This is a genomic window from Roseisolibacter sp. H3M3-2 (assembly GCF_029211165.1).
Classification (GTDB): domain Bacteria; phylum Gemmatimonadota; class Gemmatimonadetes; order Gemmatimonadales; family Gemmatimonadaceae; genus Roseisolibacter.
The window spans coordinates 1-9,935 of record NZ_JARGEK010000163.1 but is presented as its reverse complement, the minus strand read 5'-3'; the positions used below and the strand labels follow the sequence as shown (position 1 = coordinate 9,935).

The following is a 9,935-nucleotide window of genomic DNA, read 5'->3' as shown; positions in this document are numbered from 1 at the left end:
CCGCAGCGCGCCGCGCAGGCTCGCGGCGGGCAGCGGGCCGAGGAGGCGCGCGACCACCAGCGCGAGCCGCCGCCACCGCTCGTCGGCCGCAAGTGCGTCGCCCGCCGCCGCGCCCGCGGCCTCGTACACCCGCACGCCCCCCTCGCGGCGCGTGACGCGCAGCCAGCCGTGGTGCTGCAGCCACTCCAGCGCGCACGTCGTGGCGCGCGACTGGCCGCCCCACCAGTTGGTCTCGCGCGTGGCGCCGAACGCCGCCTCCAGCGCCCGCGGGTGCGTCGGCCCGGCGCGGCGCACGTGCGCCAGCACCTCGCGCGCCAGCCCCTCCGGCGCGACGGCGCCCGGGCGCGGGTGCAGCAGCGCGCGCGTCGCCGGCGGCACGAAGCCGTACGCGTACACGAAGTCCTCGTCGAGGCCGAGCGCGGGGTAGCGGCGCTCGAGGTCCCCGGCCCGGTAGCGCGGCACGCGGTGGCGGAGGATCAGGTCCTGCGCGCGCGCCGGGGCGCGGATCGGGTCGGCCTGCACGAACCCGAGCCGCGCCACCGTCGCCGCGAGGTCGCCGCGCTCGGCGAAGAGGCGCCGCGCGAGGTGCGCGCGCATCCGGGGCGCGGTCGGGCGCACGGCCGTCGTCACGTCAGCGGACCGGCAGCCCGGCGTCGGCCATCGTGCGCTTGAGCGCGCCCACCGTCGTCACCCCGTCGTGCAGGATCCCGGCGACCAGCGCCGCGTCGGCGTGCCCGTCGGCGATCGCCGCCCGCACGTGCTCCGCGTTCCCGGCGCCGCCGCTGGCGATCACCGGCACGTCCACCGCGTCGGCCACCGCGCGCGTGAGCGGCAGGTCGTAGCCGGTGCGCGCGCCGTCGCGGTCGATGCTGGTGAGCAGGATCTCGCCGGCGCCGCGCCGCACGCACTCGCGCGCCCACGCCACCGCCTCGCGGTCGGTCGGCGCGCGGCCGCCCTTCACGTACACGCGGAAGATCCCGGCCGCGTCGTCCCACTTGGCGTCGATGGACGCCACCACGCACTGCGCGCCGAACCGCCACGCGCTCTCGGTCAGCACCTCGGGGCGCTCGACCGCCGCCGAGTTGATCGAGACCTTGTCGGCCCCCGCGCGCAGCGCGCGCCCGACGTCGTCGGCGGTGCGCACGCCCCCGCCGATGGTCAGCGGCACGAACAGCCGCTCGGCCGTCCGCCGCGCCACGTCGAGCAGCGTCGCGCGCTCCTCGGACGACGCCGAGATGTCGAGGAAGGTGATCTCGTCGGCCCCCTCGGCCTCGTAGCGCGCCGCCAGCTCGACCGGGTCGCCGACGTCGCGCAGGTTCACGAACTGCGTCCCCTTCACGACGCGCCCGCCCTTGACGTCGAGGCAGACGATGAGGCGGCGGGTCAGCATGGGAGGAAGCGTCGAGCGGTGAGCGTCGAGCGTCGAGCGGACGCCCTCGCGCGCGGGAGGTCAGGCGTCACCGGGAGCCCCCTCGACGCTCGACGCTCCACGCTCGACGCTCGTGAGGCTCACCGCGCCCTTGGTCGAGAACACCACCCCCGACTCCGCCAGCGCGTCTCGCAGCGCCAGCCCGAGCGCCTTGAACGCCGCCTCGACGACGTGGTGCCGGTCGCGGCCGCGCAGGGTGCGCACGTGCAGCGTCGCCCGCGCGTTGTACGCGAACGACTGGAACCAGTGGTCGTACAGCCGCGCCGGCAGCCGCCCGGCGTACCACGCGCGCCCGCCCAGGTCGAGCGAGACGTGCACCAGCGCGTCGTCCATCGGGATCGTGCGGTCGCCGTAGCGCGCCGCCGTCGCCGGGGCGAGCGTGCGCACCGCCTCGCCGAACGCGATCCCCACGTCCTCGATCAGGTGGTGCGGCAGGTCCCCGCGGGCGCGCACGTCGAGGTCGAGCCCCGCGTAGCGCGCCAGCGTCACCAGCATGTGGTCGAGGAACGGCGCCGACGTGTCGACGCGCGCCGCCGGCGCCTCGGGCCGCGCGGCGCGGGCGACGGTGATGGTGATCTGGGTTTCCTTCGTCTCGCGGACAATCGTGGGCATGGGGGTCGGGTTCCGTGCGCGGGTTCGGTGTGGCGTGTCCTGCGACCTGCGACCTGCGACCTGCGAGGGCACCCGGTCGCAGGTCGCAGGTCGCAGGCGTTCAGTCCTCGTGGAATTCCTCGATGATCGCCCGCGGATCGAGCGCCCCGGTGTACAGCGCCATCCCCACGATCGCCCCCGCCACGCCGCGGTCGGCCAGCGCGCGCAGATCGCCGGCGCTCGACACGCCGCCCGAGGCGAACACGGGGACGTGCGCGGCCTCGGCGACGTCCTCCATCAGCGGCAGGTCGGTGCCGCGCATCTGCCCCTCCAGGTGCACCGCGGTCACCATCACCGCCGCCAGCGGTACGTCGTGCAGCTCCTCGAGCACGTCGGTGACGACCCGCGGCAGCGTGTGCTGCCACCCGCGCGTCACGATCCGCCGCTCGCGCACGTCGGCCGCGAGCACCAGCTGGTGCGGGTAGTGCTCGGCCATCTCGCGCAGCCAGTCCGGGTCCTCGAGCGCGCGCGTCCCCACCACCACCGCGCCGGCGCCGGCGTCGATCAGGCGCTCGACCGCCGCCTCGTCGCGCACGCCGCCCCCGGCCTGCACCAGGTCGACGCCGCCGTGCCGCACGATCTCGGCGACCGCCGACGCGTTCGAGCCGCGCCCCGTCGCCGCGTCGAGGTCGACCACGTGCAGCCGCCGGAAGCCGAGGCGCGCCCACTCGCGCGCCACGGCCAGCGGGTCCTCGAGACGCACGCGCTCCTCCGCGTACTCGCCGCCCACCAGCTGCACGCACGCGCCGTCGCGCAGGTCCACCGCGGGGATCACGATCATCGGTCGGGGGGGAGGGAGGTCACGAACGCCGCGATCAGCGCCACGCCCGGCGCGCTGCTCTTCTCGGGGTGGAACTGCACGCCCACCGCCGCGCCCGCGCGCACCGCGGCCGGGAAGCGGTCGCCCTCGTGCTCGCTCCACGCGATCACCGGCGCCGGGTCGGCCGGGCGGCACACGAAGCTGTTGGCGTAGTACGCGACGTCGAGGCGCGACGCCGCCAGCAGCGGGTCCGGCGTCGCGGCCGCGGGCTCGATCGCGTTCCACCCGATCTGCGGCACGCGCCGCGCCGAGAGCCGCATCACGCGCCCCGGGATCACCGCCAGCCCGTCGCCCGGCCCCTCGTCGCTCCCCTCGAACAGGAGCTGCATGCCGAGGCAGATGCCGAGCGTCGGCAGCCCGGCCGCCACCGCGTCGCGCATCGCGTCGCGCCCCGGCGCCAGCCGCTCGGCGGCCGCGGCGAAGGCGCCGACGCCGGGGAGCACCAGCGCGTCGGTGTCCCGCACCGCGAGCGCCGGGTCGGCCTCCACGCGCACCGCGGCGCCGGCGCGCTCCAGCGCCTTGGCCAGCGAGTGCAGGTTGCCGGCGCCGTAGTCGAACAGCGTCACGCGCCGCGTCATCGCCCCTCCGGCGCGGGGGTCTCCAGCACGCGCGCCAGCGCCTCGAGCACGCGGCGCTGCACCGCGTCGGGGCCGGCGTTGAGGCGCAGCCCCTCGCCGCCGCTCGCCGCCAGCGCCGGCACCACGGTCGGCAGCCCGGCGAACACGCGCACGCCGACGTCGAACTCGGCCGCCAGCCGCATCGCGACCGCCCGGGCGTCGGGGAGCGGCACGAACGAGAAGTGCGCCGCCGTCGGCGCCGGCGCGAGGCCGAGCGCGCGGAGCCCCGCGTCGAACTTCCGGCGCTGCGCCACCGCGACGCGCGCGTGCTCGGCGACCCACCGCCGCCCGTCGTCGGCGTCGGCGAGCGCCGCCAGCGCGCCCCGCTCCGACAGCGCCGACACCACGAACGGGCCGCGCGCCTTGTCCACCTCGCGCACCAGCGCCGGGTCGCCGACGCCGTAGCCCACGCGCAGCCCCGCCAGCCCGAACGCCTTGCTCAGCGTGCGCAGCGACAGCACGCGGCGCATCCCCGGCGCCTCGGGCGTGAACACCTCGGCGCGCCGCTCGTCGTCGGCCAGCACGTACTCGGCGTACGCCTCGTCGACGATCACCAGCCCGCGCGCGCCGGCGACCACCCGCTCGACCGTGGCGCGCGCGAGCGGCGTCCCCGTCGGGTTGTTGGGCGTGCAGAGGTAGGTGATCGCCGCGTCGGCCGCGAGCAGCGCGTCGGCGTCGGCGGCCCAGTCGTCGCCGGCCAGCGGCACCGGCACCGGCGCCATCCCGTTCGCGTGCGCGTAGATCGGCACCATCGAGAAGGTCGGCGCCGGGTACGCCACGCGCCCGCCCACCTCGGCGAACGCGCGGAAGGCGCAGTCGATCACGCCGTCCGAGCCCGCGCCCGTCGTGACCTCGTCCGGCGCCACGCCGGCGTGGTCGGCGATCGCCGCCTTGATCGCGGCGCCGTAGAGCGACGGGTAGTTGAACACCGTCGCGTCGGGCGCCGCGCGCACCGCCGCCAGCGCCGCCGGCGGCGCGCCCCACAGGTTGATCGTGTCGCCGACGTCGGTGCCGCAGGGCGGGGTGCCGGGGGCGTAGAGCGGGATGTGGGCGTAGCTCGGGCGCGATGCCGGAGCGTCGAGCGTGGAGCGTCGAGCGTCGAGGGTGGTGCTGGTGTCACTCATGGTCGGTCTCACGGTCCGGGGTATCGCTCGACGCTCGACGCTCGTCGCTCGCCTCCTCCCGAATGTCCTTCACCCGCTTCCGGAACGCCCGCTCCCGCAGCCGCGTCCGCCCGCCGTCGCGGTCCTTCATCCACGCCCGCGCCGCCGCCGCGTGCCCCGGCAGCCCCTCGGCGTCGGCGAAGCGGCCCACGTCCCACGCCAGCTTGGCCGCCGCCTGCGGCGTCACCCGCTGGTACGACGTCCAGCGCACGAAGTCGAGCGTCGACAGCCCCGAGTACGAGCGCGCCAGCCCGCCCGTCGGCAGCACGTGGTTGGCGCCGGTCATGTAGTCGCCGTACGCCACCGAGCTGGTCTCGCCGAGGAACACCGTCCCCGCGTTGCGCAGCCGGCCGAGCACCATCTTCTGCTCCGGCTCCCCGATGGCGAGCAGCAGGTGCTCGGCGGCGTAGTCGCTCGCGAACGCCGCCGCCTCGTCGTACGTCTGCGCCACCAGCACGCCCCCCTGCCCCGCCAGCGCGCGCTCGACGATGTCGCGCCGCTCGGCGTCGGGGATCAGGTCGGCCAGCGCGTCCTCCACCTGCTCCGCCGTCTCGTCGCCGACCGCCACGCACACCACCGCGGCCAGCGGGTCGTGCTCGGCCTGCGCGAGGAGCTCGCGCGCGACCGTCACCGGGTCGGCCGTGTGGTCGGCGATCGCCAGCAGCTCGCTCGGCCCCGCCGGGCTGTCGATCGCGCACACGCTCGCCACCTGCGCCTTCGCCTCGGCGACGTACGCGTTCCCCGGGCCGACGATGCGGTCGACTCGGGGCACGCTCTCGGTGCCGTACGCCATCGCCGCCACCGCGCCGGCGCCGCCGATCGCGAACACGCGGTCGACGCCGGCCAGCGCCGCCGCCGCCAGCACCACCGCCGACGGGAGCCCGTCGGGGCCCGGCGGGGAGCAGAGCACCACCTCGCCCACGCCCGCGACCTTCGCCGGCACCACGCCCATGATCACGGAGCTCGGGTACGCCGCGCGCCCGCCGGGCGCGTACACGCCCACGCGGCGCAGCGGGTCGGGGCGCCGCCCGACGACGATCCCCGGCTCGGGCTCGACCTCCGACGCCTTCGGCCGGAACGCCGCGTGCACGGTGCGGACGTTGGCGATCGTGCGCTCCATCGCGCGCCGCAGCCCGCCGTCCAGCTCCTCGAGCGCCGCGCGCCACTCCGCCGGCGGCACCTCGACCGCCGCCAGCTCGGCGCGGTCGAACTCGCGCGCCATCTCGCGCAGCGCCGCGTCGCCGTCGCGCCGCACGCGCTCGACGATCGCCGCCGTGCGCGCGCGGATCTCGGGGTCGCTGGTCCCCGCGCGGTCGCACAGCAGCCGCCGCTCGGCGTCCGGCAGCCGGTCGACGCGCCCGCGGAACCGCAGCCGCACCGTCCCGTCGGCCCCGCCCTCCGGCGACAGCGGCACCCCCTCGCTCGCCGCCGCCGCGCGCAGCTCGTGCGCCACCCCGGAGGACACGAACTCCCCCTCGCGCGCCCCGCCCTCGGTATCCCCGCCTGTCGTCATCATTTCTCGCCGTATCGGATCTCGCGGTATCGGAACTCGCCCCACCCGGCCGTCACGGCATCAGCCGTTCGATGCGCGTCACGAGAATCCCCTCCCCCCCCAGCGCCTTGAGCTGCGCGATCGTCCGGTAGAGCGTCGCCGCCGGCACCACCGCGTGCACCGCCACGTACGCCGACGTCCCGATCGCGCCGCCGTTCAGGATGTCGATCACCGTCGGCCCGTTGAGCCCCGGCAGCACCTGCTTGACCCGTTCCAGCGCGGCGCGCGGGACGTTGGCCATCACGTAGCGCTTGCCGCGCGCGCGCAGCACCGACTCCAGCGCCGTCACCAGCTCCTCCAGCGCGCGCTGCTTCTCGGTCGGCGTCTCGCCGGCGGCCGCCACCGCGCCGGGCGCGGCGATGAGGCGCGCGCTCGACTCGAGCACCGTCGCCACCTCGCGCAGCCCGTTCATCTTGAGCGTCGAGCCCGTCGAGGTGAGGTCGACGATGACGTCGGCGATCCCGAGGTGCGGCGCGATCTCGACCGCGCCCGAGATCGGGACCAGCGTGACCGTGCGCCCGCGCTCCTCGAACCAGCGCTGCGTCACGCGCGGGAACACGGTCGCCACGCGCACCGCCTCCGGCCCGTCGAGGTCGGCGACGTCGCGCACGCGCGTGTCCTCGCGCGCCGCCAGCACCACGCGGCAGCGCCCGAAGCCCAGGTCGAGCAGCGCGGCCAGCGGGCGCCCCGACTCGCACACCAGGTCCCACCCCGTGACGCCCGCGTCGGCGGCGCCGTCGGCGACGAACTCGGGAATGTCCTGCGCGCGGACGAAGATGGCCTCGAACTCCCCGCCGAGCGACGCGGTGAGCGCGCGGTCGCCGCGCACCCGGACCTCGAGCCCGGCGTCGGTGAAGAGCTCGCGGGCGTCCTCGGCGAGGCGCCCCTTGTTGGGCAGTGCGATGCGGAGCATGGGAGCGTGGGGGGGCAAAACGAACGCGGCCCGTCCTGGGGACGGGCCGCGGGTGCGAGCCGGGCGGTGGGGGCGGCGGGTCGTCCTCGCCGTCTCACGCACGCGCGCGCGTCACGCCGCGGCCCGAGGGGCCGTGACCGTGATGCGCGTGATGGTGGCGGGGCGCGTGCGACGCGTGCGACATGGCCGGCAAGCTAGGCGCCCCGCCGCGCGCGCGGAAGTCCCGCGGGCGCCCCGCCGGAGGCCCGACGCGTGACGGAGCCGTACCGCGTCTGGCCTTGCGCGCCGGGCACGCCCCCGCGAGACTGCCCGCCGCCGCGCGGCGCCCCCGCGCGGTCCCCCCACGCACTCCTCCCTCCTCCCTCAGGCGGCCATGAACAAGTCCGAGCTGATCCAGCACATCGCCGACGAGCACGAGCTCTCGCGCGCCCAGGCCTCGCGCATCATCAACTCGCTGTTCGACCCGAACGGCGGCGTCATCGCCAAGGCGCTGAAGAAGGGCGACGCGGTGTCGATCACCGGCTTCGGCACGTTCGAGCAGCGCAAGCGCGGCGCCCGCACGTTCCGCAACCCGCAGACGGGCGAGCCCGTGAAGGCGAAGGCCAGCAAGGTCCCGGCGTTCCGCGCCGGCGCGACGCTCAAGGGCACCGTCCGCGGCACCGCCAAGGGCAAGTGAGCCCCGCCGGGCCCCGTCGGGCCCGCCAGGACGCGCCACGAACGCCCGCCCGGCAACCGTCGGGCGGGCGTCTGCGTTGACGTGTCGCGGCGCACCTCGGGCAGTTGATTCCCCATCCGGGGCCGCGTAGCATTCGCCTGCTGCCGGGGACGCTCGGCAGCCCGGTCCCACATGGTGTGCGGCACCGGCTCTGAACGGCCTTGGAGGCTTCCAGACAATGCGTTTCAGCGCTTTTGCGTTTGTGGCCAGCGCGCTCGTGCTCGCGGCCTGCGGTGGGAACAAGGACAACGCGGCCGACACGGCCGCCGCCGCCCCGGCGGCGACGGACGCCGCCGCTCCGGCCCCGGCGACGGACGCCGCGGCCTCGACGGCCACCGCGCAGCCGGCGACCGGCAAGACCCACACGGTCAACATGGTCGGCGACGAGAAGGGCTACCGCTTCGAGCCCGCCAACCTGACGATCGCCGCGGGCGACGCGGTCGACTTCATCATGGTCTCGGGCGGCCCGCACAACGTGGCGTTCGACCAGGCCGCGATCCCGGCCGCCGGCGCCGCGCAGCTCACGGCGAACATCCCGAACGCCGCCGCGCCGCTCACGTCGCAGATGATGCTCAACCCGAACGAGAAGGTCACCATCTCGTTCGCCGGCGTCGCGCCGGGCACGTACAACTACAACTGCACGCCGCACCTCGCGATGGGGATGAAGGGCGTGATCACGGTCCAGTAAGCGACCCTGGTCTCCGCAGTCCCGGAGGCGCCGGCCCACGTGGCCGGCGCCTTCGTCGTTTCCGGAACCCGGGCGCCGCTCTTGCCCTTCGTGGACGCATGATCCGCTGGGGCCTCTGCTGCCAGTTCCTCGACGCGCCCATCAGGTTCCGCACGGCGACGCACCGCTACGTCTCGGGGCTCGACGCCGGGGCGCGCCGCGCCTACCTCGCCGGCATCGCGCGCGACAACGCCGCCGCCCTCGCGCAGGCGGTCGACCGCTGCCACGCGCTCGGGATCGGCGCCTTCCGCATCAACAGCCAGATCCTCCCGCTCGCCACCCACCCGGTCACGGGCTACGCGCTCGCCGACCTGGAGGGCCCGGACGCCGAGGGGCTCGAGGCGGCGTTCGCCGCGATCGCGCCGCACGCCGCGCGCTGCGGGATCCGCCTCTCGCTCCACCCCGACCAGTTCGTCGTGCTCAACTCCGAGCGCGAGGCGGTGCGCGAGGCGTCGCGCCGCGAGCTGGAGTTCCAGTGCTGGGTCGCCGAGACGGTGGGCGCCGACGTCGTCACGCTGCACGTCGGCGGCGCGACCGGGGGCAAGGAGGCCGCGCTGGAGCGCCTCGCGCGCGCCGTCGACACGCTCTCCCCGCGCGCCCGCGCGCGCCTCGCGCTGGAGAACGACGACCGGCTGTTCTCCCCCGCCGACCTGCTCCCGTTCTGCGCGCGCACGGGGCTCCCGCTCGTCTACGACTCGCACCACCACCGCTGCAACCCCGACGCGCTGTCGGTCGAGGAGGCGACGCTGCGCTCGGCCGGGACGTGGGGCGCGCGCGAGCCGTACTTCCACGTCTCGTCGCCGCGCGACGGCTGGGACGCGAGGAACCCGCGCCCGCACGCCGACTACCTCGACCCCGCCGACCTGCCGCCGCTCTGGCGCGGCATGCCGCTCACGGTCGACGTCGAGGCGAAGGCGAAGGAGCGGGCCGTGCTCGCCATCATGGGGGAGGTCGGGGCGAGGCCGGTGGGGGCGGTGTAGCTTCCACGGGATGACGCTGCGGCGCTTCGCTCCTGCGGGGCTGCGGAAGAGCACCATGCCTTTCCGCAGCCCCGCCGCCCCGCAGCTCCCTCGTGAGGGCAACCCCGGAACGCGACCGTGACGACCGACGTCCGCCCCACCCCGCCCGGTTCCGCGTTCCCCGCGGGGGGGCGCGGCGTGGTCGTCGACGAGCCGCTGCCGCTCCCGCCGGGGGTGCAGCTGCGCGCGGCGTGGGCGGCCGCGCGGGCGCGCAACGCGATGCGGCGGCGCGGGCTCCTCGTCACCGGCGCGGGGGAGGCGCTGGTCCTCGCGCTCGGCGCGCGCGTGCTGGTGCCGCGCGAGGCGATCCGCGCCGCCCGCAACGCCGC

12 protein-coding genes are annotated in these 9,935 nt (G+C 76.4%); 4 read left to right on the top strand and 8 right to left on the bottom strand.

Annotation, left to right across the window (positions count from 1 at the left end; all coding sequences use genetic code 11):
* The 8 genes from PYV61_RS14130 to hisG all read right to left on the bottom strand — a co-directional run.
* Positions 1-597, bottom strand: a 597-nt coding sequence (locus PYV61_RS14130) for a crosslink repair DNA glycosylase YcaQ family protein (protein WP_275832605.1), incomplete at its 3' end; no start/stop codon positions are given.
* A 34-nt stretch (positions 598-631) separates the two neighbouring features.
* Entirely contained in the window at positions 632-1,390 is a 759-nt protein-coding gene (hisF, locus tag PYV61_RS14125; protein WP_275832603.1) for an imidazole glycerol phosphate synthase subunit HisF, read from the bottom strand.
* Between the two features lie 60 nt (positions 1,391-1,450).
* Positions 1,451-2,041 (bottom strand): imidazoleglycerol-phosphate dehydratase, encoded by a 591-nt coding sequence (locus PYV61_RS14120; RefSeq protein WP_275832600.1) that lies wholly within the window; start codon positions 2,039-2,041, stop codon positions 1,451-1,453.
* A 100-nt stretch (positions 2,042-2,141) separates the two neighbouring features.
* A complete protein-coding gene (locus PYV61_RS14115; protein ID WP_275832598.1) occupies positions 2,142-2,861 on the bottom strand; it encodes a 1-(5-phosphoribosyl)-5-[(5-phosphoribosylamino)methylideneamino] imidazole-4-carboxamide isomerase in 720 nt (239 codons plus the stop codon).
* Positions 2,858-3,478 carry an imidazole glycerol phosphate synthase subunit HisH gene (hisH, locus tag PYV61_RS14110; protein ID WP_275832582.1) on the bottom strand — a complete coding sequence of 207 codons (621 nt, stop codon included), beginning with the start codon at positions 3,476-3,478 and terminating at the stop codon, positions 2,858-2,860. Before hisH ends, PYV61_RS14115 begins: the two co-directional genes overlap by 4 nt.
* On the bottom strand, positions 3,475-4,641 hold the full coding sequence (locus PYV61_RS14105; protein ID WP_275832580.1) for a histidinol-phosphate transaminase: 1,167 nt from the start codon (positions 4,639-4,641) through the stop codon (positions 3,475-3,477). The genes hisH and PYV61_RS14105 overlap by 4 nt, the downstream gene beginning before the upstream one ends.
* Positions 4,634-6,145, bottom strand: a complete 1,512-nt coding sequence (gene hisD / locus PYV61_RS14100; protein ID WP_275832578.1) for a histidinol dehydrogenase — start codon at positions 6,143-6,145, stop codon at positions 4,634-4,636. The genes PYV61_RS14105 and hisD overlap by 8 nt, the downstream gene beginning before the upstream one ends.
* A gap of 100 nt (positions 6,146-6,245) precedes the next feature.
* Complete coding sequence (gene hisG, locus PYV61_RS14095; RefSeq protein ID WP_275832576.1) at positions 6,246-7,145, bottom strand: ATP phosphoribosyltransferase; 900 nt, start codon at positions 7,143-7,145, stop codon at positions 6,246-6,248.
* Positions 7,146-7,518: 373 nt separating this feature from the next.
* Between hisG and PYV61_RS14090 the strand changes: the two genes are divergently transcribed.
* The 4 genes from PYV61_RS14090 to PYV61_RS14075 form a co-directional block, all read left to right on the top strand.
* The gene (locus PYV61_RS14090; protein WP_275832574.1) at positions 7,519-7,821 is read left to right on the top strand and encodes an HU family DNA-binding protein; all 303 of its coding nucleotides are present in this window, start codon (positions 7,519-7,521) and stop codon (positions 7,819-7,821) included.
* A 241-nt stretch (positions 7,822-8,062) separates the two neighbouring features.
* Positions 8,063-8,548, top strand: coding sequence for a plastocyanin/azurin family copper-binding protein (locus PYV61_RS14085; protein ID WP_275832572.1), 486 nt, complete (start codon positions 8,063-8,065; stop codon positions 8,546-8,548).
* A 98-nt stretch (positions 8,549-8,646) separates the two neighbouring features.
* Positions 8,647-9,567 carry a UV DNA damage repair endonuclease UvsE gene (gene uvsE / locus PYV61_RS14080; RefSeq protein ID WP_275832570.1) on the top strand — a complete coding sequence of 307 codons (921 nt, stop codon included), beginning with the start codon at positions 8,647-8,649 and terminating at the stop codon, positions 9,565-9,567.
* A gap of 117 nt (positions 9,568-9,684) precedes the next feature.
* The coding region (locus PYV61_RS14075) for a hypothetical protein (protein ID WP_275832567.1) at positions 9,685-9,935 on the top strand (251 nt) is incomplete at its 3' end.

Coding starts and splice junctions, on each gene's coding strand:
- PYV61_RS14105 (WP_275832580.1), bottom strand. CDS start 4,641: ATGAGTGACACCAGCACCACCCTCGACGCTCGACGCTCCACGCTCGAC.
- hisF (WP_275832603.1), bottom strand. CDS start 1,390: ATGCTGACCCGCCGCCTCATCGTCTGCCTCGACGTCAAGGGCGGGCGC.
- hisH (WP_275832582.1), bottom strand. CDS start 3,478: ATGACGCGGCGCGTGACGCTGTTCGACTACGGCGCCGGCAACCTGCAC.
- PYV61_RS14115 (WP_275832598.1), bottom strand. CDS start 2,861: ATGATCGTGATCCCCGCGGTGGACCTGCGCGACGGCGCGTGCGTGCAG.
- uvsE (WP_275832570.1), top strand. CDS start 8,647: ATGATCCGCTGGGGCCTCTGCTGCCAGTTCCTCGACGCGCCCATCAGG.
- hisG (WP_275832576.1), bottom strand. CDS start 7,145: ATGCTCCGCATCGCACTGCCCAACAAGGGGCGCCTCGCCGAGGACGCC.
- PYV61_RS14120 (WP_275832600.1), bottom strand. CDS start 2,041: ATGCCCACGATTGTCCGCGAGACGAAGGAAACCCAGATCACCATCACC.
- PYV61_RS14090 (WP_275832574.1), top strand. CDS start 7,519: ATGAACAAGTCCGAGCTGATCCAGCACATCGCCGACGAGCACGAGCTC.